24 protein-coding genes and 1 tRNA gene are annotated in these 26,584 nt (G+C 48.3%); 18 read left to right on the plus strand and 7 right to left on the minus strand.

Features of this window, described 5'->3' with window-relative positions; translation table 11 throughout:
• The coding region (locus tag JX312_RS00240; protein ID WP_204456458.1) for a T9SS type A sorting domain-containing protein at positions 1 to 836 on the plus strand (836 nt) is incomplete at its 5' end.
• A 212-nt stretch (positions 837 to 1,048) separates the two neighbouring features.
• On the opposite strand, the gene JX312_RS00245 is transcribed toward JX312_RS00240, so the two are convergent.
• Positions 1,049 to 1,339, minus strand: coding sequence for a CrcB family protein (locus JX312_RS00245; protein WP_239653739.1), 291 nt, complete (start codon positions 1,337 to 1,339; stop codon positions 1,049 to 1,051).
• A 335-nt stretch (positions 1,340 to 1,674) separates the two neighbouring features.
• Between JX312_RS00245 and metK the strand changes: the two genes are divergently transcribed.
• The 14 genes from metK (at position 1,675) to JX312_RS00315 (ending at position 16,272) form a co-directional block, all read left to right on the plus strand.
• Entirely contained in the window at positions 1,675 to 3,012 is a 1,338-nt protein-coding gene (gene metK / locus JX312_RS00250; protein ID WP_204456460.1) for a methionine adenosyltransferase, read from the plus strand.
• 231 nt (positions 3,013 to 3,243) lie between these two features.
• Entirely contained in the window at positions 3,244 to 5,379 is a 2,136-nt protein-coding gene (locus JX312_RS00255) for a SurA N-terminal domain-containing protein (protein ID WP_204456462.1), read from the plus strand.
• Between the two features lie 119 nt (positions 5,380 to 5,498).
• Positions 5,499 to 6,533, plus strand: coding sequence for a 23S rRNA (adenine(2503)-C(2))-methyltransferase RlmN (gene rlmN / locus JX312_RS00260; RefSeq protein WP_123407073.1), 1,035 nt, complete (start codon positions 5,499 to 5,501; stop codon positions 6,531 to 6,533).
• Between the two features lie 120 nt (positions 6,534 to 6,653).
• Positions 6,654 to 7,748, plus strand: a complete 1,095-nt coding sequence (gene pdxA / locus JX312_RS00265; protein WP_128707487.1) for a 4-hydroxythreonine-4-phosphate dehydrogenase PdxA — start codon at positions 6,654 to 6,656, stop codon at positions 7,746 to 7,748.
• Positions 7,745 to 8,476 carry a sugar phosphate nucleotidyltransferase gene (locus JX312_RS00270; protein ID WP_124029580.1) on the plus strand — a complete coding sequence of 244 codons (732 nt, stop codon included), beginning with the start codon at positions 7,745 to 7,747 and terminating at the stop codon, positions 8,474 to 8,476. Before pdxA ends, JX312_RS00270 begins: the two co-directional genes overlap by 4 nt.
• Before the next feature lie 16 nt (positions 8,477 to 8,492).
• Positions 8,493 to 9,362 (plus strand): hypothetical protein, encoded by an 870-nt coding sequence (locus tag JX312_RS00275; protein WP_204456464.1) that lies wholly within the window; start codon positions 8,493 to 8,495, stop codon positions 9,360 to 9,362.
• 42 nt (positions 9,363 to 9,404) lie between these two features.
• Positions 9,405 to 10,364 carry a CDP-alcohol phosphatidyltransferase family protein gene (locus JX312_RS00280; protein ID WP_124029581.1) on the plus strand — a complete coding sequence of 320 codons (960 nt, stop codon included), beginning with the start codon at positions 9,405 to 9,407 and terminating at the stop codon, positions 10,362 to 10,364.
• Positions 10,365 to 10,369: 5 nt separating this feature from the next.
• Positions 10,370 to 11,080 carry an HAD family hydrolase gene (locus JX312_RS00285; protein WP_123407063.1) on the plus strand — a complete coding sequence of 237 codons (711 nt, stop codon included), beginning with the start codon at positions 10,370 to 10,372 and terminating at the stop codon, positions 11,078 to 11,080.
• 284 nt (positions 11,081 to 11,364) lie between these two features.
• Entirely contained in the window at positions 11,365 to 12,693 is a 1,329-nt protein-coding gene (locus tag JX312_RS00290) for an inositol-3-phosphate synthase (RefSeq protein WP_123407061.1), read from the plus strand.
• A gap of 128 nt (positions 12,694 to 12,821) precedes the next feature.
• A complete protein-coding gene (gene trmD / locus JX312_RS00295; protein WP_123407059.1) occupies positions 12,822 to 13,505 on the plus strand; it encodes a tRNA (guanosine(37)-N1)-methyltransferase TrmD in 684 nt (227 codons plus the stop codon).
• Between the two features lie 18 nt (positions 13,506 to 13,523).
• Positions 13,524 to 13,847, plus strand: coding sequence for a hypothetical protein (locus tag JX312_RS00300; RefSeq protein ID WP_123407057.1), 324 nt, complete (start codon positions 13,524 to 13,526; stop codon positions 13,845 to 13,847).
• A gap of 143 nt (positions 13,848 to 13,990) precedes the next feature.
• A tRNA-Thr gene (locus tag JX312_RS00305) sits at positions 13,991 to 14,063 on the plus strand.
• A 62-nt stretch (positions 14,064 to 14,125) separates the two neighbouring features.
• Positions 14,126 to 14,500 carry a RidA family protein gene (locus JX312_RS00310; RefSeq protein ID WP_123405357.1) on the plus strand — a complete coding sequence of 125 codons (375 nt, stop codon included), beginning with the start codon at positions 14,126 to 14,128 and terminating at the stop codon, positions 14,498 to 14,500.
• Positions 14,497 to 16,272 (plus strand): ABC-F family ATP-binding cassette domain-containing protein, encoded by a 1,776-nt coding sequence (locus JX312_RS00315; RefSeq protein ID WP_204456466.1) that lies wholly within the window; start codon positions 14,497 to 14,499, stop codon positions 16,270 to 16,272. Before JX312_RS00310 ends, JX312_RS00315 begins: the two co-directional genes overlap by 4 nt.
• 55 nt (positions 16,273 to 16,327) lie before the next feature.
• Here the strand turns inward: JX312_RS00315 and JX312_RS00320 are convergent, their stop codons facing one another.
• The 5 genes from JX312_RS00320 to JX312_RS00340 all read right to left on the minus strand — a co-directional run bounded on the left by JX312_RS00320 (position 16,328) and on the right by JX312_RS00340 (position 22,735).
• Complete coding sequence (locus JX312_RS00320; protein WP_204456468.1) at positions 16,328 to 17,560, minus strand: hypothetical protein; 1,233 nt, start codon at positions 17,558 to 17,560, stop codon at positions 16,328 to 16,330.
• 207 nt (positions 17,561 to 17,767) lie between these two features.
• Positions 17,768 to 19,381 carry an ABC-F family ATP-binding cassette domain-containing protein gene (locus JX312_RS00325; RefSeq protein WP_123405363.1) on the minus strand — a complete coding sequence of 538 codons (1,614 nt, stop codon included), beginning with the start codon at positions 19,379 to 19,381 and terminating at the stop codon, positions 17,768 to 17,770.
• A 9-nt stretch (positions 19,382 to 19,390) separates the two neighbouring features.
• Entirely contained in the window at positions 19,391 to 20,473 is a 1,083-nt protein-coding gene (locus JX312_RS00330) for a CapA family protein (RefSeq protein WP_124029586.1), read from the minus strand.
• Positions 20,474 to 20,502: 29 nt separating this feature from the next.
• Entirely contained in the window at positions 20,503 to 21,924 is a 1,422-nt protein-coding gene (locus JX312_RS00335; protein ID WP_204456469.1) for a DUF4270 family protein, read from the minus strand.
• Positions 21,914 to 22,735, minus strand: coding sequence for a glycogen/starch synthase (locus JX312_RS00340; protein ID WP_204456471.1), 822 nt, complete (start codon positions 22,733 to 22,735; stop codon positions 21,914 to 21,916). The genes JX312_RS00335 and JX312_RS00340 overlap by 11 nt, the downstream gene beginning before the upstream one ends.
• Positions 22,736 to 23,062: 327 nt before the next feature.
• Here JX312_RS00340 and panC point away from each other — a divergent pair, with 327 nt between their 5' ends.
• The 3 genes from panC to ffh are packed head-to-tail and all read left to right on the plus strand — an operon-like array spanning position 23,063 to position 25,628.
• Positions 23,063 to 23,926 (plus strand): pantoate--beta-alanine ligase, encoded by an 864-nt coding sequence (gene panC, locus JX312_RS00345; RefSeq protein ID WP_204456473.1) that lies wholly within the window; start codon positions 23,063 to 23,065, stop codon positions 23,924 to 23,926.
• A 4-nt stretch (positions 23,927 to 23,930) separates the two neighbouring features.
• Positions 23,931 to 24,278 (plus strand): aspartate 1-decarboxylase, encoded by a 348-nt coding sequence (gene panD / locus JX312_RS00350; RefSeq protein ID WP_123405373.1) that lies wholly within the window; start codon positions 23,931 to 23,933, stop codon positions 24,276 to 24,278.
• Positions 24,279 to 24,284: 6 nt separating this feature from the next.
• Positions 24,285 to 25,628, plus strand: a complete 1,344-nt coding sequence (gene ffh / locus JX312_RS00355; protein ID WP_123405375.1) for a signal recognition particle protein — start codon at positions 24,285 to 24,287, stop codon at positions 25,626 to 25,628.
• Positions 25,629 to 25,668: 40 nt separating this feature from the next.
• Here ffh and JX312_RS00360 read toward each other — a convergent pair.
• A partial coding sequence (locus tag JX312_RS00360) for a DUF6377 domain-containing protein (RefSeq protein WP_239653740.1) occupies positions 25,669 to 26,584 on the minus strand: 916 nt, incomplete at its 5' end.

The following is a 26,584-nucleotide window of genomic DNA, read 5'->3' on the forward strand; positions in this document are numbered from 1 at the left end:
CTCGTAAAGGTTCTAATCCGGCAGGTTTTGATGTGACTCTTTTTTATTCCAATGATGGTGTAAATTGGGTTGAAAATTCGGATGAAAACCTTAATCATCATTTCGATGCCGATGATGTCACAGCCGGATTCGAGGTGGTTCCCGGAGAGACAGTTTCAAAAACCGGTTTTTTATCGGCGGAACTGATTCCCGGTGCGGAGCTTTACCTGATGTGGCAGATAGCTGTGGCTTCCGGTAATAATTTCGCCGCAGCTCCGGCACTTGCTATTGATAATGTTGAAATAGAAGGACAACTGCCACCTGTGCCTGTTTATGACTGGCACATATATGTGGATGACAAGACGGGTTATGCATCTATGGGCGCATATGCTTATGGAGCGTTGACAACCGACGAGTTCTGGGGCGGCTGGCCCGGACAGGCACCGATTGACGAGGTTGTGATTGACGGAACGAAATATAAAGTATTTGGTCATAACCGGTCAGAAGGAAGTTATAATCTTATTTTGAATAACTGGAACAATGGCTCGCAATTACCGGATTTCGTATTTGAAGGAGGCAGGGACTACTATCTGCTTGCAACGTCTGATAAGGTAACAGAAAAAACATTGTCGGATGTAAGGGAACTTGAGGAACAAGGTGATATGCAGCTCTTCTTTAAAGGTGATACTTTGATTGCAGATGACTCAGACATTATTGCAATATATGACATGCAGGGCAGGGAAATACTTCGCACCCCAAACGGGTCGTTGAATGTCGGGAATCTTGTTTCAGGAATTTATGTTGCAAAAGCTTCCGGAAAAGATGTGATGAAAGTCATTAAAATATATATTGAATGAAAGTTATGGCTCTTACATGTGGATTTTTACATGTAGTTTGATTCTTGTATTAATAAAGATAAAGTTTTATGGGCTGCCTGTTGCGTCGGGAATGGCGCGGCAGGCAGCCCGTAATTGTGTTTTTGATGATTTTATCTGATGATTGCGCGTCCTGCCCATACGAGGAGGATGCCGATTACAACAGAAAGCACCAGATATAGGATGAACGTGGTTCAGTCTCCTTTGCTACCGAGAACCCACATGTCGTCGGCGAAAGATGAGAATGTCGTGAAACCTCCGCAGAAACCGGTGATCAGCATGACATTTTCTCCCGGTGTCATGACATGTGCTTTCTCCAATAGTCCGAAGAGGAGTCCGATAACGAAGCAGCCAATAATGTTTACAAGAAATGTTCCCATAGGGAATGCCCCATGAAACATGGCGGAACTCCATTTCCCGATCAGGAACCGTCCGCATGTGCCCACGAATCCGCCGGCACCGGCAAGTAGCATCATTTTGATCATATCATAAAATTTTAATTATAGAATTTTAACGCTTATTTGTCTTTTAAAGTTGCTGTTGTCATGAAAATATATTAAATTTGCATTGCAATTCTGCGGACTGGTCTTTCTTATTATAATTTAGAAGTAAGAAGGTCAGGAGACGGAAGTGGAGAAATTTGGCTGCTTGCAACCACTCAAAAAAATGCTAAAATCGCATCTTTAGGTATGGCTCTTCCTGGAGTCATGTTCAACAATGACGACATAATTTGCATTATAAAGAGTGATCGCGACAGCGGTTACTCTTTTTGTTAAAACTACACGGCTGACAACCGACAACCGAAAACCTAAAATTACATATGAATTATTTATTTACATCGGAATCCGTTTCCGAAGGTCATCCCGATAAGGTGGCTGACCAGATAAGTGATACTCTGCTTGATGAATTTCTTGCGCGTGATCCGGAAAGTCATGTCGCAATCGAAACGCTTTGCACTACCGGACAGGTGGTTGTTGCCGGAGAGGTTAGCTCTCAGGCTTACGTAGACATACAGAACTCTATTCGCGGTTTGATCAATGAGATAGGTTACAACCGTGGCGCATACCGTTTTGACGGAGATGCATGCGGAATTCTCAGTACCATTCACGAGCAGAGCGAGGATATCGACCGCGGCGTCAGCCGCAGTGGCGAGGACATGGATGCCGAAGACCTTCANGGCGCCGGTGACCAAGGCATGATGTTCGGCTATGCCGTAGACGAGACTGAAGACTACATGCCGCTGACACTTGACCTGTCGCATCTTCTGCTTCGCGAGCTTGCTGACATCCGTCGCGAGGGNGACACCATGAATTATTACCGCAAAGGTAAGCTCACCACATATCTCCGTCCTGATTCCAAGAGTCAGGTAACTGTTGAATATGATGAAAACCACAGACCGGTGAGAATACACACAATTGTCGTTTCCACCCAGCATGACGACTTTATCGAGCCTCTTGAAGACACCGCCGAGGCTCGTGCCGTGGCAGACAAAAAGATGCTCGAACAGATTTATAATGATGTGAAAGACGTTCTTCTTCCGCGTGTCAAGTCCAAGCTGCCGGCCGCAATCCGGAATCTTTTTGACGACAATTTGATTCTGCATGTGAATCCCACCGGAAAGTTCGTTCTCGGAGGTCCACATGCCGACACCGGTCTTACAGGCCGCAAGATAATCGTAGACACCTACGGCGGCAGGGGTGCGCATGGCGGAGGAGCCTTCTCTGGCAAAGACCCGTCGAAAGTCGACCGCTCGGCGGCTTATGCCTGCCGTCATATCGCCAAGAATCTTGTGGCGGCGGGTGTGGCTGATGAAGTTCTTGTTCAGGTTGCATATGCCATAGGCAAGGCTCAGCCTGTGAGCGTGTTCGTGAATACCTACGGCACGTCGAAAGTGGCAATGACAGATTCCGAAATCGCCGACAAGGTTACGGCGCTTTTCGACATGCNTCCCAAAGCGATAGAGGAGCGGTTGAAACTGCGTAATCCGATCTATCGCGAAACAGCCTCATACGGTCACATGGGTCGCAAGCCCCGCACAGTCAGGAAAGAGTTCAAATCGCGCTATGAGAATGAGAAAATAGTGAAAGAGGTAGAGCTTTTCACCTGGGAGAAACTTGATGCGGTAGATGACATACGCNAAGCCTTCGGCATTTCGTAAAAACGACATCATGTCAGAAACATATCGGGGAATCGGTTTCGCATATAGAAACCGATTCCTTATTTTTTTGACAATTATGGTGTTGAAATTTGCCGATTATTGTCAAAAATATTATCTTTGCACGTTTATTAGCCGAAAATTATGCGTTTTTGACCTGATCGGGGAAATAAACGTCTTAATCGGCATTACCATTGACGAATAAGGAAATTAATTAAAACAGCTATATAAAGAATGGCAACATTAGAGAAAATCAGAAGCAAATCAGTGTTTCTCATCGTAGTGATCGGAGTGGCTCTTCTCGCCTTCATCATCGGTGACGCACTGACCAACAGTCAGAACATTTTCGGGGAGCGCACCACAATCGCAAAAGTCGGAAGCACCAAAATTGACTTCCATGACTATCAGCGCAAACGCGAAGAACTCAACAACCAGCTTGAGGAAGCACGCCGTCAGAATCCGGCTCAGTTTGCAAATTTCGACACACAGGTTCTTGCCCAGATGGCACTTGACCAGCTCATGCAGGAGGATATCGTGATATCCGCCGCCGACAAGGCAGGTATACGCACCACCGGCAATCTTCTGCGTTATTACATGATAGAGAACCCGCAGAACCAGAGAGTGATGGATATAGTGCGCCAGCTTAATGCCTCCGGACTGAGTGTTCAGACTCCGCAGCAGGCATATGAGGTTATCTTCAATCCTAAACGTAACGGTATGACCGACGCTCAGATGGAGCCGTTCCAGCGTCTTTGGCTCAATGCTGAAAAAGAGATGCAGGAAACAATAAAAGGGAGCGTATATCAGAGAGTCCTTGCCGGAACAGTAAAGGCAAACGACCTTGACAAGAAAGCTCTTTATAACGACTATATAACCACTACGGCTGTTGATGTGGCTTATCTTCCTTACGGTTCGCTCGATGCCAAAGAATATCCTGTAAGCTCCGACGAGCTCAAGAAGGCATATTCCGAGAAGAAAGGTCTTTTCAGAGTTGACGAAGAGACAAAAGACGTAAGCTTTATCAGCGTAAGCATCTCTGCTTCATCGGCAGACCGCGCGGCAGCGCGTCAGCTTGCCCAGAATACAATCAAGGAACTTCGCGACAGCGCGGGTCAGCTCAGCAAAGCCACCAAGAAAGAGGGCGTGAGCATGAGCCATCACGCAGTGCGTGCCGCAGATCTCCCTTCAGGAGCTGTCAAGGAGTTCGTGATGAATGCACCCAAAGACAGTGTGAAACTTATTTCCGAGACCGTTCAGGGTTTCACGGTTGTACGTGTAGGCAAACGCACAGAGGCTGTAGACTCCATTCAGGTCAATCTCGTAAGCGCGGCTACCGAGGCTCTCGGAAACAAAGTGCTCACGGCTCTGAATTCCGGACTTCCGGCTGACTCTGTCTCAGTCCGTTTCTCTACGGACAGTGTGGCTCCTCAGCTCAACCAGTGGATACCTCTTTATACAGCGCAGGGTCCAACCAACGCGATTGCCGACGAAATGCTTGACAGTCTCCGTAGCGCAGGTGGCAGATATGTTACCCTTCAGGGCGGTCCTCAGGGTATGCTTATCGGTAAAATCGTAGAGCAGAAATCACCCAAGACAATTTACGAATATGATCTTGCGGAGTTTGTTCTCGGTCCGAGCGTGAAGACAGTCGGTGACGAGCGTGCGAAACTTGAGAAATTCCTCCTTGAAAACAAGACTGCCGCCGATTTTGTGAAGAATGCCGAGAAAGCCGGATATACGATCCAGAACTTCAGCTTCACACAGTCCACACCCGCAGTGCCCCGCATGATGGGAATGAACTCGTATTATCCCGACAGCCGTCAGGTTGTGCGCTGGGTGATGATTGATGGCGAGGATGGCGAAGTAAGCCACATCTACGAATCCAAGAATGCCATCACCCCCGCATTGTATGCAGTGGCGGTCGAAAGAAGTTATGATGACTTTGTTCCCGTTTCCAATCCTGATGTGAACGCGATGCTTACCCGTGAGGTGCGCGCATCGAAAGCCGGCGACAAGCTTGTGGGTAAATTCAGCAAGAAGACCCAGAGTCTTCAGAGCGCGGCTCAGGCAATGGGCGTTGATCCTGTGAATGTGTCTACATTCCGTTTCGGACACAACGCAGGTGTAGCCGATCCGGCGGTTATGGGTCGCATCAACGGCTCGAAGGCAGACAAGAAAGTTGTCATCACCAAAGGCGAGGATGGTGTTTATGTATATCAGGTTACAGGCAAGGGTTCCGAAAAATTCCCGTTTAGCGACCAGATGTATGAACAGCAGTATTATCAGCTTGTGAATCCCAACCTTCTTGAGATGATCAAGGGTGACAATAAAGTCAAGAACAATATCTATAAGTTTGAAGCCGGTGATTGATTCGGCTTTAGGACGATACACGAAAAAGCCTCCATTTCTACAATAGGAGGCTTTTTTAATTTACGAGCCGTTACGACAGCAACGGCAATAAGAAGCTGTTAAAAAAAATATGTTGAAATATGGAAAACAAGATAACGCTCATAGGAATGACTCTTGAAGAGTTGCAGGGTGTGGCGCAGCGCGGCAAAATGCCGAGGTTCGTCGGCAAGCAGCTCGCAGAGTGGATATATGACAAGAAAGTGGTTTCTTTCGACGAGATGGCAAATATCTCTAAAAAGAACAAGCAATGGCTTTCGGAGAATTACGAGATAGGTCGTGAAGCTCCTTCTGCGGCTCACAAATCATCGGACGGCACTGTCAAGTATCTGTTCAAGGTTGGAAATGGGAACGCCATAGAGTCGGTGTATATTCCCGACAAGGACCGCGCGACTCTATGTGTGTCGAGTCAGGTCGGATGCAAGATGAATTGTTATTTCTGTGCGACAGGTCGCATGGGATTCAAGGCAAATCTCACGGCTTCGCAGATAATTAACCAGGTTCTGAGCATTCCTCCGGCTCCCCAGAAAGGATACGAACCCATGACGCCGTTGACCAATATCGTCTTTATGGGAATGGGGGAGCCGCTCGACAACTTCAGTGAAGTGAAAAAGGTCATCGAGATTCTGACCGCGCCCTGGGGTCTTGCCTGGAGCCCGAAGCGCATTACGGTGTCTTCTGTCGGGAAACTTCCGCAGCTCAGGGAATTGCTTGAAGAAACGCAGGTGCATGTCGCGATCAGCGTTCACACCGCCGATGCCTACCAGCGCGAGTCGATGATGCCCGCGCAAAAGGCATTCCCTATCGCAACGGTTATGAAACTGCTTTCCGGTTATGATTTCAGCCATCAGCGTCGTCTTTCGCTTGAATATATAATGTGGCGCAATGTTAACGATGACATCGCCCATGCGGAAATGCTTGTTAGACTTATCGGTCAGGCTGACTGCCGTGTGAATCTGATTCGTTTTCATGCCATCCCCGGAGTTGATCTGGTGCCTTGCAGTGAAGACCGGATGCTGATGTTCCGGAGCTATCTCAATTCCAAGGGAATCACCGCAACAATACGCGCATCGCGCGGGGAGGATATCGCGGCGGCATGCGGCATGCTTGCCAAATAGCCTGACAGAGATCTGGCAACCATAGATTTCAAAGCGTATGGAAGTCAAAACGAATTGCAAACGTCTGAGATTTCAGAATCTCGTATAATTTTTGTAATTTTGGAGGTTAATTGAAAAAATATGGGAAAACCAATAAGAGTGGGTATTACCCACGGCGATATAAACGGCATAGGATATGAGGTCGCGCTCAAGGCTATCTCGGACGAGAGAGTTCCCGAACTTTTCACTCCTGTGTTCTTCGGAAGTCCTCAGATTGTGGAGAAAGCCCGCAGGGAGTTCAAGCTCGAACTGCTTCCGATACATATTGTAAAGAATAAGGGTGATATTCGCGATGGGAAACTGAATATTGTCGAGATCGGTGTCACACACAACGATGTGGAGCCGGGAGTCCCTACCGAAAAGTCCGGTATGGCGGCAGTCAAGGCGCTTGAGCTTGCCACGGCAGCCCTTGAAGACGGGGATATCCAGGTGCTTGTGACTGCTCCGATTTCAAAGAAAGCGGTTCAGAGCGAGGAATTCCGTTTTCCCGGGCATACCGAATATCTTCAGCAGCGTCTCGGCAACGGCGCGCACGCACTGATGATTCTTTTCAATGACTATCTGAAAGTGGCGCTTGTCACCACGCATCTCCCGCTTTCCAAAGTGCCCGAGACCATTACCCGCAAAAGGGTGCTTGATCAGATCCACAGCTTCGTGCGGGTGCTTAAAAGTGATTTCACATGCGAACGCCCCAAAATAGCAGTGCTCTCCCTTAATCCGCATTGCGGCGACGAGGGTCTTCTCGGCAATGAAGAGAAAGATGAGATCATTCCGGCGCTCGAGGATGCCAAGAAGGAGGGTATTCTTGTGTTCGGTCCGTATTCTTCGGACGGCTTTTTCGCTTCTGCCGCATATCGTAACTTCGACGGAGTGCTTGCGATGTATCATGACCAGGGGCTTGCTCCTTTCAAGGCAATAGCGGGGGATACGGGTGTGAATTTCACCGGAGGTCTGCCGTACGTGCGCACATCGCCTGACCATGGCACCGCCTATGATCTCGCATGGAAAGACAAAGCCGACCCGACCTCGATGCGGCAGGCGATCTACAAAGCCATAGACCTTTATCGCAACCGCACCGCGCATCAGACCGCCTCGGCAAATCCATTGCGTAAGGTCCGCACAGAGAAAGGAGCCGACAAAACGATAGACCTTACTAAAGAAGAAATAACAGAATGAATTTTGGAATCATAGCCGCCGGGGAAGGATCGAGGCTTGTGCAGGAGGGTGTGGCTTTCCCCAAGCCCCTTGTCCCTCTCAACGGAGAACCGATGATCGGCAGGCTTATAAGGATATTTCAGGAGAACGGAGCGGAACGGATATGTGTGATAGTAAACGAGCACATGTCGGAAGTCCGGCAATTTGTGGAGAGACTCCAGCGGGAATTGCCGGTGCATATAGAGCTTGTGGTCAAGACGACACCCTCGTCAATGCACAGCTTCTATGAGATCGGCAGACTGCTCAAAGGGCATGGCCGTTTCATCGTGACCACAGTGGACACGATTTTCAGAGAACCTGATTTTGCAGGATACGTGCGTGCTTACGAATCGGCAAGCGCGGAAACCGAGGGTATGATGGCGGTGACATCGTTTGTGGACGATGAGAAACCCCTGTATGTCGAGACTGACAAGGAAATGAATATCACCGCGTTTCTGGATGCTCCTGCGGATGGCAGGTCAGACGATGAATCAGAGTTTGTTTCCGGAGGCATATACGGACTTGGAGACAAAGCGGTCGAGGTGCTCGACGGCTGTCTGGCAAACGGAACGAGCCGCATGCGTAATTATCAGCGCGCACTTGTCGAGTCCGGTCTGGCACTCAAGGCATACGACATGGGTAAGATTATTGATGTGGATCATGCCGGAGACATAGAGAAAGCCGAGCGGTTCATAACAACCAATTCCTAATTCCTCACTAAAAAACATGGCAGATATTAAAATTGCGGGGGTGATGCGCGCCGGCGCGTATTCACCGAACCATATAGGGAATGACGCGGCTATATTCAATGCCGTCGCTGACCAGTTGCGTAAGCGCGGCTGCGAGGTAAGGATTTATAATGAAGAGCAGTTTCAGAACGGTAACGTTACCGAGGACATCATACTCAACATGTGTCGGGAAAAAGCTTCTATAGAAAAACTGATGCATCTTGAAGACGAGGGACATCTTGTAATCAATTCCGGCTATGGAATTGAAAACTGCACCCGTGAAAAGATGACAAGGCTTCTTCTTGGCAACGGCATACCTTATCCGGAAAGTCTTATAGTGAATACAAACGAGGATGTCCGTGCCGAACTTGAGGAAAACGGCTATGGGAAAGTCTGGATAAAGCGTGGCGACTTTCATGCCATGCATAAGGAAGACGTGAGCTATTGCCGCCATTCCCAGGAGGCGCAGGAGGTTCTTCATGAATACTTCTACAGAGGTATCCGTCGCGCTGTGATAAACAAGCATCTCGAAGGAGACCTTATCAAATTCTACGGAGTGCAGGGTCAGCCCTGGTTTTTCTGGTTCTATCCATTCGATGAAGGACACAGCAAATACGGACACGAGGCAATCAACGGTAAGTCACGCGGTCTTCATTTTGACGAGGATTATCTTAAATCCATATGTCAGAAGGCATCTGAAATAATGGATGTGAAGGTATATGGCGGAGATTGCATAGTTGATCCCGACGGGTCGATACGCATAATAGATTTCAACGACTGGCCGAGTTTCGCGCCATGTAGTGCCGAGGCGGCACCGCATATTGCGAAATGTGTGTTGCAGGCAATAAAGGAAAGGCGCCGCAGATAATTTCAGGACTGATATTTTAAGGTAGAAATTGCAATTATAGTCATGAGCGATAAAAAAGAAAAAAAGTCAGGTTTCAAGGATTCTTTGAAATCGATGGATACAGAGGAGACATTTGACCTCATATTCTATCGTCCCATAGGATATATGTGGGCATTGCTTGCAAAAAAACTCGGAGTGACCCCCAATGCCATAACCATCGCTTCCATATTTTTAGGTGTGGGAGCAGGCGTGTGTTTCTTTTTCAACGAGAATTCAAGTCCCTGGATAAACTATTTCTGGTGGAATATAATAGGCGTGTTTTTGCTTGTATGGGCTGATTCTTTCGACAGTGCCGACGGTCAGCTTGCCCGCATGACCAGGCAATATTCGCGAATCGGCAGGATACTCGACGGACTGAGCGGCGACTTCTGGTTTGCCGCCATATACATAGCCATCTGCTTCAGGGAAAACATGACAAGTGAGTTTTTTATGGCGCATCAATGGGTAATCTGGGTGATTGCTGTGGTTACGGGAGTCTGTCATGCCGTGCAGGCGGCTATGGGTGACTATTACCGCCAGTTCCATCTCTATTTTCTCAAGGGGGAGGACGGCAGTGAGCTTGAGCGTGCCGAGTTCCTGTGGGAGAAGTTCCATTCGTTGAGCTGGAAATATAATTTCTGGCAGAAACTGACACTCGCGTTTTACACAAATTATACTGTGGGTCAGGAAAAGCGCACCCCCGGCATGCAGAAACTTCGTGCCGCACTGCGCGAAAAATATGGAAACAGTGTGCCTCAGTCGTTCCGTGACGCATTCAGGGCAAAGAGCAAGCCATTGATGAAATATACCAACATATTGTCGTTCAATACCCGTACCTTCGCCTTGTTCGCCGCAATACTCATATTCCGCATGCCGTGGCTTTACTTCGCTTTCGAACTCACGGTGCTGAATGGCGTTCTGATATATATGATGTGGCGTCATGAACGCATATGCAAGTCATTCCACACACAGTTAAACAAATAGGTAATATGGAAATAAAAGGTATAATTTTCGATTACGGCGGCACGCTTGACACCGGCGGCGACCATTGGAGCGAAGTCATATGGTGTGCCTACGGAAAGGCGGGAGTTGCCGTGAATAAGGCAGAGTTTCGCGAAGCATACGTGTATGCCGAGAGGGAACTTGCCCGGACAAGGCATATTCTGCCGGAACATGACTTCGGAGATCTTCTTCTTATCAAGATGCGTCTTGAGCTGCAGTGGCTTTCCGGACAGGGTCTTTTCCCCCCGGCGCAGGTTGAGGCGAAAGCCGGTGAAATCGCTGGCATCTGTTACCATTCGGCAAGAACAAAAGTGGAAGAGGCAGTGCCGGTGCTTAAGGAATTGAGTGAAAAATATCCCCTTGTGCTCGTTTCCAATTTCTATGGAAATGTAGAGACCGTGCTTAAGGATTTCGGCATCGACACATATTTCAAAGAGATCATAGAGAGTGCAGTGGTAGGTGTGAGGAAACCGGATCCGAAGATTTTCAGTCTCGGCGTGGAGGCTCTCGGTTGCCTGCCGCAGGAAACGGTCGTGGTCGGCGATAGCTTCCGTAAGGATATAGAACCTGCGGAAAAAGTAGGATGTGCGGCAGTATGGATCAAAGGCAAAGGTTGGACGGAAGAAGAGGATATGCAGACATATCCAAACACAATTTCCGACATCAGACAGCTTCCGGAAATGTTGGAAAAACTCTAAAATCGGGCTAATTATCCATCAAAGCCCAATTAACAAATTTTAACTGAATTTATCTGATAAATTATAATTTTAATAAATATTGGCTAATAAGGGGGTCTCTTAAGAATGTTTAAGATTATACCTCCTTATTTTTTTCTTAAAATTGTTTGCAGTCTGCTAAAGTAGTCATAATTTTACCGCCGGAAATCAAGAAAGGGTTTTCGAGGTTTCCCAAAGGTTGCCGGAAGAGCGACCGTTAGAAAATTAACATAAACCAATAATAAAAAAACACACATAAACTGATTATGGCAACAAAAAAAGCAGAAGCGCCCAAAGGTAAACTTGGCGTAATGGTGGTAGGTCTCGGTGCTGTTACATCGACATTCATGACCGGTGTATTCATGACTCGCAAGGGTTTGGCAAAACCTATCGGTTCCTGCACTCAATATGATAAGATTCGCATTGGCAAAGGCGAAGACAAGAAATATCTGCATTATAAGGATATCGTTCCGCTTGCAACGCTTGATGACATAGTGTTTGCCGCATGGGATGTATATCCTGCCAACGCATACGAGGCGGCTATCAACGCAGAGGTGCTGAAAGAGAAGGATATCAATCCGGTAAAAGACGAGCTTGAGGCAATCAAGCCATTGAAAGCCGCATTCGACCATAATTATGCGAAGCGTCTTGACGGAGACAATGTGAAGGATTGCAAAGATCGCTGGGATATGACCGAGCAGATCCGCGAGGATATCCGCAATTTCAAGAAAGAGACCGGCGTAGAGCGCGTGGTTGTGCTTTGGGCGGCATCTACTGAGGTGTATGTTCCGGTAGATGAAAAGATTCACGGAACTTTGGAGGCGCTTGAAGCTGCAATGAAGGCTGACGACAAAGAGCATATCGCTCCGTCGATGTGTTATGCGTATGCGGCGCTGACAGAAGGTTGTCCGTTCATCATGGGCGCACCCAATACGACAGTTGACATTCCCGCAATGTGGGAACTTGCGGAAAAGACCAAAATGCCTATAGCAGGCAAGGACTTCAAGACAGGTCAGACACTGGTGAAATCAGGTTTCGCTCCTATCATCGGCGACCGTTGCCTTGGTCTGAACGGCTGGTTCTCTACAAACATTCTCGGCAACCGCGACGGTCTTGTGCTTGACGAGCCTGCAAACTTCCGCACAAAAGAGGTTTCCAAACTCTCTACCCTTGAGACGATTCTCGTTCCGGAGAATCAACCGGATCTTTATGGTCATGGCAATGACGAGGATACCCAGTATTACCACAAGGTGCGTATCAACTATTATCCACCGCGCAACGACAACAAGGAAGGCTGGGATAATATCGATATTTTCGGCTGGATGGGCTATCCGATGCAGATCAAGATCAACTTCCTTTGCCGCGATTCAATTCTGGCTGCTCCGCTCTGTCTTGACCTTGTGCTTCTCAGCGACCTTGCGGCACGCGCAGGCCGTTACGGCACGCAGCGTTTCCTCAGCTTCTTCCTCAAGAGTCCGATGCACGACTATACCAAGGGAGAGATGCCTGTAAACAACCTTTATCAGCAGCATACCATGCTTCGCAACGCAATCCGCGAGATGGGCGGTTATGAGGCTGACGAAGAAATGGATTGATCCTCACCTCATACACATCCGTGAAAATACACACATAGAATTACACAAAAGTAAGTAAGGAATGCCGGGCTTAATGTCCGGCTTTCCTGCATTCTTGCGGTTTGGAAAAAATTTAGTAAATTTGCGGCATGAGAATCGATTTGATAACCGTGATGCCGGAGATGCTTGAGCCATTCTTCAATTGCTCCATACTCAGGCGTGCGCAAGACAAAGGACTTGTGGAAATCGCGATACATAACCTTCGCGACTACACCACAAACAAGCATCGCAAGGTTGATGACTATCCTTTCGGCGGAGAGGCGGGAATGGTAATGCAGATACAGCCCATCGATGCCTGTATATCTGCGTTGAAATCGCAAAGGGATTATGACGAAGTCATATTTACGTCTCCCGACGGGGAGCGTTTTGACCAACCGATGGCAAACTCCCTTTCATTGCTTGAAAATGTAATAATACTCTGCGGTCATTATAAGGGTGTGGACTGGAGAGTCAGGGAGCATCTTGTAACCAAGGAAATATCAATAGGCGATTATGTCCTGACCGGCGGGGAATTGCCGGCTGCTGTAATTGCCGATGCTATGGTGCGTCTTATTCCCGGCGCTATAGGCGACGAGCAGTCCGCATTGTCGGACTCGTTTCAGGATAATCTTCTTGCGCCTCCTGTTTACTCGCGTCCGGCAGAATACAATGGCTGGAGGGTGCCCGACATTCTTTTGTCCGGACACGAAGCCAAGATTTCGGAATGGCGTCATGAACAGGCTCTTGAACGCACCCGCAGGTTGCGCCCCGACCTGCTGGAAGGTAATGAGTAAACGGCTGAGACGGATTTTATGCGTACCAATGAACGAAAAGGAGCCTGGACACTGCTGATATGTGTCCTGTTGTTCGGAGCCTTGTTCTGGGGGCTCGGAGGGAGACGTATGCATCAGAGCCGGAGCAATAAAGACTATGAACCTGCTGAAATCACAATGTCCGATTCCGAATCCGATGACAGAGCTGATGATTCTGACGGAACAAGCGGTAAACGTGGGAATACGAAGCGGCAATCCAAAAAACGTAAATCAAAATCGTCAGGACAACAAGAGGCGGGTGCTCCTTATCGCGATATACTTGCCGACACAATTGCTTCAACCGGTAAAAGTGACAGTCACTGAGGCGATGCGCCCGGCGAGAGTATGGAGTCTGGCGAGGTGAAGCCCGGCGAGCGTTAGATGTTTGAGAGTTTGACATGGAATATTTTGGTTTGTAAAGTATTTTTATTAACTTTGCATGGCTTTTAAATAACAGATTGCAATCAGCCGCAATAGCTCAGTTGGTAGAGCATTTCATTCGTAACGAAAAGGTCGTGGGTTCGAGTCCCACTCGCGGCTCAACTAAGGGACAAGACCTTGCGGTTTTGTCCCCTTTTTTTTAACAGATAAATTATAACTCCATGAAAAAGGAAATCTCCACAAACAAAGCTCCCGGAGCCATTGGACCCTACAGCCAGGCTGTTCAGGCAGGTAACCTCATTTTTGTTTCGGGTCAGCTTCCCATCAATGCCGCAACCGGCGAGATGCCCGCAGACATCAAGGCACAGACGCGTGAGTCAATCAATAATATCAAGGCTATTCTTGCCGAAGCCGGAGCCACACTTGACAATGTGGTTAAGACTACAGTATTTCTTGCGGATATGGAATATTTCGGTCCTATGAACGAAGTTTACGCCGAAGAATTCAAGGCTGTTTATCCGGCGCGCTGTGCTTTCGCAGTCAGGGAACTTCCAAAGAAAGCGCTTGTAGAGATTGAAGTTATCGCTGCATTATGATTCTGCTGCAGATTGAGCAACTGACAAAATCGTTTGGCGACCGCATCCTCTTTGAGGATGTGTCGCTGGGCGTGTTCCAAGGTGATAAAATCGGTATCGTGGCGCAAAACGGTGCCGGAAAAACAACTTTCCTGAATATCCTTGCCGGACGCGAGGATTACGATTCCGGAAAGGTGACATTCCGCAACGGCATCCAGGTAGGTTATCTTGAGCAGATTCCTCCCATGGATCAGAATATGACCGCTCTCGAATATGCATCTCTTGATGTGCGCGATAATGAAGAGGGCAACGGAGTGGATCTTGCGCGTCAGATGCTCACGCAGTTCAAGATTACAGATTATGTCACACCGCTCGGCCGAATGTCGGGAGGGCAGACAAAGCGTGCGGCACTTGCGAGAGTATTGCTCTCCAAGCCCGACATGCTTATACTTGACGAGCCTACAAACCATCTTGACATAGATATGATAGAATGGCTTGAGGCTTATCTCTCGCGTCAGAAAATGACGCTTCTTATGGTGACGCATGACCGTTATTTTCTCGATAAGGTCTGTAACAAGATAATAGAGATCGACCGCACTCATGTCTATTCCTATGACGGGAATTACGACTATTATCTGCGCAAGCGCGACGAGCGTCACGAGAACCTTTCTGCCGAACTCGCCAAGGTCCGGAATCTTTTGCGCACGGAACTTGAGTGGATGCGTCGTCAGCCTCAGGCTCGCGGATCCAAGGCGAAATACCGTATCGACAATTTTCATGAGCTTGAGAAGAAAAGCAAGGTAAATCTTACGGAACGCAATGTCTCGCTGAATGTGAAGTCCTCTTATATCGGTTCGAAGATTTTCGAGGCTCATAATGTTGTGAAAGCATTCGGAGAAAAACGTATATTGAACGGATGGAGTTATACGTTTGCCCGCTATGAAAAGGTCGGCATCGTAGGTGACAACGGTGCGGGTAAATCGACCTTTATAAAACTACTTTTAGGACTGATGCAGCCGGACAGCGGTCATTTCGATATCGGCGAAACTGTGAAATGGGGATATTACAGTCAGGAGGGCATGACGGATTTTGACGAGCAGAAAAAGGTTATCGATGCCGTCCGCGAGATTGCCGAGGAGGTTAGAATAGATGACAAGACGCGTCTGTCGGCATCGCAGTTTCTGTCTCACTTCCTGTTTACGCCGGAAACGCAGCAGAAATTTATCCATAAATTAAGCGGAGGGGAGCGTCGCCGACTTTATCTGGCGACAGTGCTGATGCGCAATCCCAATTTCCTTATTCTTGATGAGCCGACGAACGATCTTGACATCATGACACTTGCCGTGCTCGAAGATTACCTTGTGAATTTCAAGGGGTGTGTGATTGTAGTGAGTCACGACCGTTTCTTTCTTGATCGTATAGTCGATCATCTTTTCGTATTCAAGGGGGATGGCGAAGTGCGTGACTTCCCCGGTGATTATTCCACCTACCGTCATTGCGTTGCCGAAGAGGAGAAAGAGCGCCGCGCCGCCGAGAAACCCAAAGAAAAGGTCAAGGCTTCGTGGCGTCCGGCTGAAGAGAAACGCAAACTCACATTCAAGGAGAAACGCGAGATGGAATCTCTGGAGAAAGAGATTGAGGAACTCACGGCAGAACGTGCCACACTTGAGACATCTCTTTCTACTGGAGGACTTGATTCTGCCGGTATCATAACGGCTGGAGAACGTCTTGCCGCAGTGGTCGAACGCCTTGACGAGGCGGAACTGAGGCTGCTGGAACTGATGGACATCTGACCTGATACCCCGTTGTTTTTTTGTTGGAAGGGGAACTCGTCAAGACTTGTTTTTCTTAGCCGGCGTCAGGATATGCCGCAAGGTTGAATCCAAGTTCCATTCTGGTCGTGGTCTCCAGTATCCGAGGAAACACCTGCATTAACGCCTTCAGCAATACGGAATGAGAGGCAAGCGAGGGGTTGGCTGCGATTTTCTCCATTATCATCTGCTGTATCTCCGGATCCTCAAGCATCGGAATCACAATATCCTTAAGCAAAGGGACCAAAGTCTCCGTATTGAAGAATATCTGCAACTCTGTCGGTGTGAGACTATACTGTAGTGGGAATCCCTGCGACAGCATCGGAGCCAGTTTCTGTATTGCCGCTGCAAGGGGAGCGGTGTAGTCTGCTCTTGATTGCTTTCCGAATGGATTTGGAGGAAGATCAGGATGGCTTGAGCCGTTTATCAGAATCTGCCCCATAAGGTCTGTCGGATTGATATACAGATTCATCATGATGTCATCAAGCGGGACGTATTGGATCATGCATAGAGGAGCCTGTGCGAACTGTGCCGCACCGTTGTTGCTTTGCATATAAGTTATCACTGCGTTGCCGTCGGGTCTGAATGCAACTGTCTTCAGAGCGTTCTCTATTACCTGAGCAATCGACATGTAGGCAGTGTTGCCGTAAGCCGGTATCATTGGCAGTGTGACCAGAAGGGTCATCGCATCCTGCAGGGTGCCGTCAAAGCCTTCAAGCAATGGAGGCAGACTGCATTCCCACACTATATGCAACGGTAGTGATTTATACCCTGTTCCGTCAGCGTTTTTTTCCGCAGGAGTGGGAAACCAGACGGTATTTGCGAGCCTTTGATTCTTAAGCGTTACATCGTTGAAGGAAAATGCCATTTTGGATGCATTCACGTTTCCTTCGTACGTGTAGGTAAGATACTCTGTCTCTCCGTTACCGGAGAAGGAATATACGCCACCATCGGGTTTCAGGTTCACTGGAAGAGACAAAACAGGCGTGCCGGGCAGAACTCCCGGACCGGGAATATCCGGCATACCCTTCAGCGATTCCGAGAGATCCCCGGGAGATACGGTAGAACCCATCGTAAGAGTCGCCTTCTCTTCGTTCTGTATAAACGCCACGCTTTTCCCGCTCATTGGCGATTGATTGTAACGCAGTTCAAGAGATTCGTTTCCGGTGTATGTCTTTTCGGGCAGCGGTGAGACTGTCGGCTCGTCATCGCTGCATGATGCCAGCGGCATGAATGCGAGCAGGGCGTATAATGGCAGATAGTGTTTCATAGTTGTGTCTTTTGATATTATAACAAAGGTTAAGGTTTTTTTGTTAGCCCACATGTGATAAGTCGGGATTCTATGGAACGCGGTCTATAAGCATTAAAGGAATGTCCGGGTACCGGTCCCGGGCATTCCTTTAATGTGCAACTGTGTTGTTATTCCTGTATACTATTATAAGTAAGTGTTCAAGTTTAATTTATACTTACCGCAGCATTATTTGTAAAGACGCTCGCGTGTGGCGGCGACTTTCTCGTCGACGATATAGTCGTCATAATCCATCATCTTGTCGATTATGCCATTGGGAGTAAGCTCGATGATGCGGTTGCATACAGTCTGAATGAACTCATGGTCATGGCTCGACATTAGAATCACTCCTTTGAACGACTGCAGAGTGTTGTTGAATGCCTGGATAGATTCGAGGTCGAGGTGGTTGGTCGGGGAGTCAAGCACCAGGGTGTTCGCGTCTGTAAGCATCATTCTTGCAATCATGCATCTTATTTTCTCTCCACCTGAAAGCACACTTGCTTTTTTGAGCACTTCCTCTCCGCTGAAAAGCATCTTCCCAAGGAAACCTTTGAGATATATTTCCGAAGAGTCGTTGCTGTATTGGCACAGCCAGTCAACAAGATTGAGGTCTGATTCGAAGAACTCGCCGTTGTCGAGCGGAAGGTATGCGTTGGTAATTGTCTGCCCCCATTCAAAGTCACCGGCATCAGCCTTGCGGTTTCCCATGATGATTTCGAACAGAGCGGTCATGGCACGCGGGTCGCGGCTCAGGAAAGCGACTTTGTCGCCTTTCTCGATCTGGAAATTAACGTCATCGAAAAGCACCTCTCCATCGATTGATGCCTTGAGACCTTTTACTTCCAGAATCTTGTTTCCTACTTCGCGGTTAGGAGTGAATATGATGCCGGGATATCTGCGTGAAGAAGGCTGGATTTCCTCGACATTCAGCTTCTCAAGCATTTTCTTGCGGCTTGTTGTCTGTTTGCTTTTAGCCACATTCGCGCTGAAACGCTGGATGAATTCAAGAAGTTCCTTGCGTTTCTCCTCGGCTTTTTTGTTTGCAGCCTGCTGCTGGCGCAGAGCGAGCTGTGAAGACTGATACCAGAAATCGTAGTTTCCGGCAAATATCGATATTTTATTGAAGTCGATGTCGAGGGTATGAGTGGAGACCGCGTTGAGGAAGTGGCGGTCATGACTCACCACGAGGACGGTATTCTCGAAGTTGGCAAGATAATTCTCAAGCCACGCCACAGTTTCGAGGTCAAGGTCGTTGGTCGGCTCGTCGAGAAGCAGATTGTCAGGGTTGCCGAAGAGGGCTTTTGCCAGAAGCACACGCACTTTCTCGTTTGCGCTCATGTCTTTCATAAGCATGTAATGGGAATCTTCCTTTATGCCGAGACCGGACAGCAGGGCTGCGGCATCGCTTTCGGCATTCCATCCTTCAAGTTCGGCGAATTTCTCTTCGAGTTCAGCTGCCTTTATGCCGTCTTCGTCAGAGAAATCGGGTTTGGCATATATGGCGTCTTTCTGCTGCATTATGTCCCAAAGCACAGTGTGACCGCGCAGAACAGTCTCTATGACCGTGCACTCGTCAAACTCGAAGTGGTTCTGAGAAAGCACGGAAAGGCGTTCTCCGGGTCCGAAAGTCACAGAACCTTGCGTAGGAGTTAGTTCTCCCGAGAGAATTTTCATCAGAGTTGATTTCCCGGCACCGTTCGCACCGATTATGCCGTAGCAGTTGCCACGGTTGAAAGTGAGGTTTACGTCTTGAAATAGCACGCGTTTTCCGAACTGCATGCAAAGGTTGTTTGTCTGAATCATTTTCTTTGGTTATTTGTGTTTTCGGGGCACGTTGACGTTGTGCTTGTCAAAAATGCGTTGTGCGCCTCTGTCGAAAAGTTGCCAGTGCGCTTTCTGGGCAGAGGGGATTTTCTCCGGCATCCAAGAGGGGATGACAGTAAAATTCGTTTTTCCTCCTGCCGGTTTTGCTGAGAAGAACGTGTCGTAATTAGCCTCCTTGAATCTCGCGGTTCCGTCTGAGTCACGCTCGATGACCGCCCGGACAAGAGCTCCGCCGCGGGTGTCGGCGGTTTTCATGTTCGATATGAAATTCCCAAGAGAATAGACAAGAAGCACATCTTTGTCATCTTTTTCATTGCGCACCACTTTCATGGGCTGTATCACATGCGGATGACCACCTATGATCATGTCGACACCCTGGTCAATCAGGAAATCTGCCATGCTTTCCTGATTCTTGTTCTGCAGCAGCACATACTCCACTCCCCAGTGAATGGTCACGACTGTTATCTCAGCCCCGGCATCCTTGGTCTTTTTAATCTCTTCTGCCATTTTTGCACGGTCTATGAGCGAGATCTCGGCTTCTTCCGTGGGCAATATGCCGTTGGTTCCGTAAGTATAGTTCAGGAATCCCACTCGGAATCCGTTTATATTTTTTACGAACGGCACAAGAGAATCGCGCTGTGCGGCATCATGATAGGTCCCGATGTGATCCACGCCCAGAGAATCAAGGGCGGTCAGCGTGCGCCGTGCCGCTTTGTCGCGGCGGTCAAGGCAATGGTTGTTTGCTGTCAGAAACATGTCGAAACCGGCGTCTTTGAGTGCCTGTGCATAAGAGTCCGGAGCCGAGAAGCAGGGATAACCGCTGTAAGACGGACCGCCTCCGAGCGGCACCTCAAGGTTGCACACCGCGTAATCGGCGGCAGTAATTTCCGGCGCTATATATGTGAAGCAGTCCGAATAGTCATAACAGTCTCCGCCTAATTCCCTGGCTCTGTCGAGTTGAGCCTGATGCTGCATGGCATCTCCGACAAACAGAAGCTCGGCGCGTTGCGGCTCTCCCGGTGCCACGGCACCGGTTATAAACGAAAGCAGGCTGAACAGAAGAATCGTCACGTCGGTGGATAGTTTTGGTTATGTGATGATTATTCGATTGTCTGGCGGGAATATGTGAAGCAGACGATTGCCTTGTCTGTATCGAGCTGTGTCACCGTGGGGCGACCGATGTATGGCGCGCAGCGGGTGACATAGGTTGTGGTTGACGTATATCCCGGCACTTCTTCCGTAGAGACAACCACAGGAACAAGCGAAAATTCCATATCTGCCGGATCAACAGCTTTGCCGCTGTCGATCAGTTCCAGTATATATTCGCGCATCCCGCTGAAGGTATAGCTCTTGCTCTCGGTATTATATGGTGCATAGAATGAAGTCTTTCCATCCGGAATCTTGTTGTCGCGGAAGAAAGCCTCGCGCTCGGAACTCTTCACCATAAGCAGGTGAGGAGCGGCATCAAGCCCGTAGTCGTTTTCAACGGCTTCTGCGGGAATCTCGAATGAAAGTTTGGAGACAACAGCAATACTATACAGATCCTTGTCGTATTTGTCGATAATCTCCTGTGCGGGGAATTTCACATTTACATAATATCCGCCGGGAGTCGTTATAATCGCTTTGCCGCTGTTCGCGAGTTTCTTCAGATAATCAGACACCTTGTAAGTCACCTTGTTTGCCGAGAGCACTTCCGGCTGCGAAGAGAACAGACACACGGAGTCGCGTGTGAGAGTAGGCACGTAGTGGTATTCTCCGGAATCATCGTCTTTTTTCTGATACACCTGTCTCATGTAGTGCCAGTAGGTGAAGAATTTCATGGATGAAATCACGCCGATACAGCCGTTTCCGAAATTCTGTTCCACATATACACCGGGGAAATACTGGGCGAAAGTCTGTGGCCATTGGAAGATTCCGGGGTTGTTTTTGTAGGCGTTGAAGACATCCTGAGCCATTTTCTTTGGAAGCATTATGGGAATGCGTATGCTCTCCTGCTTTTTGAAAAGAGAATCGTTCATGGAGAGTGCCGACAGAGTGTAGCTTCTGACTCCGAGGGGAGACGAGGGATCGTAATAACCATCGGGGTCGAACGCGCTGTTTATGTCAGACGGCAACTGGCGTGTAAGCCGGTAAACCTTCAGCTGCTGCGGTGCGAGGGAGTCTCCGGTCAGCGAACCTCTGGGCACAGTGAGAACCATTCTTATTGAATCGATGTCGTTTACCGTTATTGAATCCGGTATGTTCATCTTGGTTGCGCACATTAGCTGGCTCACGAACGAGCATTCGAGCGAACCGTATTCAGGCACGTTTATGCGTCCGAGCAGTTTTGACTGAGTGCGCGAGTCAAATTCGGGCTCCATGATTGATGAAGCGTCAAGCTTCATTTCGAGGGTGTCTACTGTAATAGAGACCTCACCGTTAACGAGCGAGCCTCCGATAGGGCTTGTGCTGTCTTCGCACGATGCCAGAATTGCCAGCGGCAACAAAGCTGCTATGGCTTTATGTAATGCTTTAAGCTTCATTTCCTAAGAGAGATTGATAGAATTGATGGTATTTGTCGGAGTTGTCCTCTTCCGGATTTAGCGAGAGCACGGGCATTCCGAGCTTTTCCACATATTCCACAAGTTCCGGATCCGGCGTGCGGTTATTGAAAATCACCGCGTCAGAGTTGGCGATTCCTATTTTGTGCAGGAGGTTGGTGTTTGCCGGGAGGTCGANAANATCCTTGAGGTCATTCCCTTTTATTCCGTCTTCACTGAGTTTCTTGAGAAATTCTGGATCTATGGCATCCGCAGGAGTCTCGTCAAGCAGAGAATAGACTATTTTGGTCCCGTTGAAAGACACACCGTCGGAAAAGACCTTTTTCACATACAACGGCACCAATGCCGCGATCCATCCTGATGTGTGCAGAATGTCCGGCTCCCATCTGAGCTTGCGCGCGGTGTCGACGGTACCGCGGGAAAAGAAAATAACGCGTTCGTCATTGTCGGGACGGTTTGTGCCGACATTGTCCACATCATCCTCAAGTTTCTGGAAATAATCGTCGTTGTCGATGAAATAAACCTGAATGCGAGAGGGCTGCATAGAAGCCACTTTTATAATGAGAGGATGATCGGCGTCTTTGATAGGAATGTTGATTCCGCTGAGACGTATCACCTCGTGCAGCTGGTTGCGGCGTTCGTTGACGTTGCCGAAATTGGGCATGAAGGTTCTGACTTCATACTTCTTGCCATGCATAGCTACCGGAAGATCACGGCCTAACTGTGCAATCTCCGAGGCTGGGAGATATGGCGCTATTTCGGGAGAGACATAAAGGATTCGTTGTTTTGCCATATTGTTCGGTTTGCAGTGCTTATGGCTCTGTTCTCCACAGAGCGCACCAAGCGGATGCAAAGTTAATAAAAAAAATCGAGATTCCGGTGGTTTGCGGTCACGGTGCCGTGTTTCTGCTCCTTAAAATATGTGAAATTGGTCGTATTTGCGGATAATGACGTAAAAAATTTAGAAATTAGTAAGTTTTGATTAATTTTGCAGGTTGAAAAAATGAAGGAGTCGGAACAAGACGCCTTCTTAATTGAGTTTCGCAAGCATATGCCCGGAATGCACATGGATTCCATGTCGCTCATTCGGGTTGTCTGCGCAAATTGAAACCTGAATAAAATGATAATAATCAGAAAGGTCGCTGAACTCCTCGATTTCGTGGAGCTTCAGAAAGAACAAGGGAATGCTGTGGGACTTGTGCCCACTATGGGAGCTTTGCATGCCGGCCATTTGTCGCTTGTGGAGCGGGCTGTAAAAGAGAATCTATGTGTGATCGCGAGTGTATTTGTCAATCCGACGCAGTTCAACAATCCTACGGATCTCGCCACATATCCACGCAAGGAGGAAGACGATTTCAAGATGCTTGCCGAGGCGGGAGTATCGGCAGTTTTCGCGCCTTCCGTAGAGGAGATGTATCCCGGAGGTCCCGATGCCCAGCCGCGTCATGAATTCGAGCTTGGCACGGCGGCAGAGGTGATGGAGGGACGTTTCCGTCCCGGTCATTTTCAGGGAGTGGCACAGGTCGTGAGTCTCCTTTTCCGTCTGTGCAGTCCGACACGGGCTTATTTCGGAGAAAAGGACTTCCAGCAGATTGCCGTTATCCGCAATATGATCGAAACCGAAGGAATAGATGTGGAGATTGTGGCGTGTCCCATAAAACGGGCAGACGATGGTCTTGCGTTGTCAAGCCGCAACGCATTGCTTTCCGAAGAGCAGAGAGCTGTGGCTCCTGAGATTCACAAGGCATTGGAATATAGTGTCGTATATTCGCGTGAACATAGTGTCGGAGCCACACATGACACTGTCGTGGAGCGCATCGATGCCGTGCCGTTTATGAGAGTCGAGTATTTTGAGATTGTAGACGCCCGCACGCTCCTTCCTGTGGAAGAGTGGGATGAAAGTCCGTGGATTGTCGGATGCATTACGGTCTATTGCGGAGATGTGAGACTTATCGATAATGTGACTTATAAAAAAGAGATTTGAGGATATGCTTATCGAAATGATGAAATCGAAGATTCACCGTGTTACAGTGACAGAGGCGAATCTTAATTATATAGGGAGCATCACGATTGACAAACGTCTTCTGGATGCCGCCGATATTCTGCCTGGTCAGAGAGTGTGGATCGTAAACAACAATAACGGCGAGAGGTTCGACACCTATGTGATAGAGGGAGAAGCTGACAGCGGTGTGATTTGTCTCAACGGTGCGGCTGCCCGCAAGGCGCAGCCCGGCGATGTGGTGATTATAATGACTTATGCCCAGCTCACTCCCGAGGAGGCAAAGACCTGGAAACCCAAGGTGATATTTCCCGATACAGAAACCAACAAATTGTAATTCCGTATGTTTGAAAATCTGTCGGAACGCCTTGAGCGTTCATTCAAGATATTGAAAGGTGAAGGCAAGATTACCGAAATTAATGTTGCAGAGACCCTTAAGGATGTAAGACGTGCATTGCTTGATGCCGATGTCAACTATAAGGTTGCAAAAACGTTCACTGACACGGTTAAAAAGAAAGCCATGGGTCAGAACGTTATCAATGCCCTCAAGCCGAAGGAGCTGATGGTCAAGATTGTCCACGATGAGCTGACGGAGATGATGGGAGGCACGGAAGCTCCTCTGAATCTTGACGGGAATCCGGCAGTTATCCTGATGTCCGGTCTGCAAGGTGCCGGTAAGACAACTTTCGCGGGTAAGCTTGCACGCAAGCTTAAATCTGCGAAAGGGAAGCGTCCGTTGCTTGTCGGTGCCGACGTTTATCGTCCTGCCGCCCGTGAACAGTTGAGAGTGCTCGCTGCAAGTATCGATGTGCCTGTCTATACGGAAGAAGACAGCAAGGATCCCGTTCAGATAGCCCTTGACGCCATTGCTCATGCAAAATCGAATCATCTCGATCTTGTGATTGTCGATACGGCAGGACGTCTCGCTGTAGACGAAGAGATGATGGATGAGATCGAGCGCATCAAAAAGGCGATCAGACCTCAGGAAACATTGTTCGTGGTTGACTCCATGACCGGTCAAGACGCTGTCAATACGGCAAAGACATTTAATGACCGTCTTGATTTCGATGGCGTGGTTCTCACGAAACTTGATGGTGACACCCGAGGCGGTGCTGCACTTTCAATTCGTGCGGTGGTTGACAAACCCATCAAATATGTCGGCACAGGCGAGAAGCTTGAGGATATCCAGGAATTCAATCCGGAGGGTATGGCTAACCGTATCCTCGGCATGGGCGATATCGTGGAGCTTGCCAAACGTGCGCAAGAGATCTATGACCAGAAAGAGGCGGAAAGGATTCAAGAGAAGATCAAGAAGAATAAATTTGACTTCGACGATTTCTTGAAACAGATAGAGAACATCAAGAAGATGGGTAACATCAAGGATCTTGCCGCAATGATTCCCGGTGTGGGCAAAGCGATCAAGGATGTTGATATAGATAATAACGCCTTCAAGGGTATTGAAGCGATAATACATTCGATGACACCCTATGAACGTCAAAATCCAGAGATTATCAAAGGCACGCGCCGTCAGCGCATAGCCAAAGGTTCCGGCACATCGTTGCAGGATGTGAACAAGTTGCTGAAACAGTTTGAAGACACCCGCAAGATGATGAAGATGGCGACTTCAATGAAGAATCCAATGAAGATGATGCGCCAGATGAAGCAGCAGGGCGGACGCCGCTTCTAAAGATATTAAAAATAAAAAAGAGGGACATTGTCCCTCTTTTTTATTCCGGATATATCGGACATATATCCATTATTTCCTTTTCGAAAGAATCGCGGTTAATTGCCCGGTTACGCATTTCGGTCCTCCTGTTGAATATTGTCTGTTGGGAATAGAACAGGAGGGTCGCTATTTTTGTGCTGTCTGTAATTCCCATCCTGATCAGGGCAAGGATGCGGAGGTTGGCGTTCAGAAGTTCACTGCTTTTAGGGCATATTGCCTTGTCGGGCTGTAGCAAAGTATTCACATTCTTTATAAAATCCGGATACAGCCGCAGGAAAGCTGTATCGAAGTTGAAGAATACCTCTCTCAGTTCAGCTTCCGAAGGTCTTGAGTTCGCTTGAAGCAGTTTTTGAAGCTCATTATACTGCCCCGCTTTCACTTTCGATGTTACTGTCAGTTGCATGCGATTGTATTTATCTATATATCCCGCGCATAGGTTAAGGAAGAGGTTGACGTATTGTTCACGTGAGCGGTTTGTTTCCTGAAGCTGTTTGTTGAATACCTTAAGCTGGTCGTTGAATGTAGACAAAGTCACGTTCCTGTTCCTGATTTTTCTTTTTTGCTCTATGATTATCGCTATCGCGATGATCAGTATTATCACTATTATTACGATTGTTACCAGATACAAGTGAAGTTGTTTGTTTTTTGCCAACACTGTTTCCTGATATGCCGTTGCAATGGCTGGAAGTTTCTTGCCGATTTCAAGTATCCTCAGCCTGTTGTTGTATTCCAGCGCATCATTCAGCGAATAGGTGAGATATGCATTAGCGCGTTCCAGATCTCCGTCTTCATTCTTGATCAATATAGCCACATCCTGCAAAGCAAGATTTTCCTTCAAGGGAATCATCTGATCGGAAATAGCTGCATTTATGAGCCATTTCCGATAGTTTGCCCTATCCTGCAGGTTGTTATATGCC

Origin of the sequence: Barnesiella sp. CU968 (genome assembly GCF_905219685.1) — a bacterium.
Taxonomy (GTDB): Bacteria; Bacteroidota; Bacteroidia; order Bacteroidales; family Muribaculaceae; genus Lepagella; species Lepagella muris_A.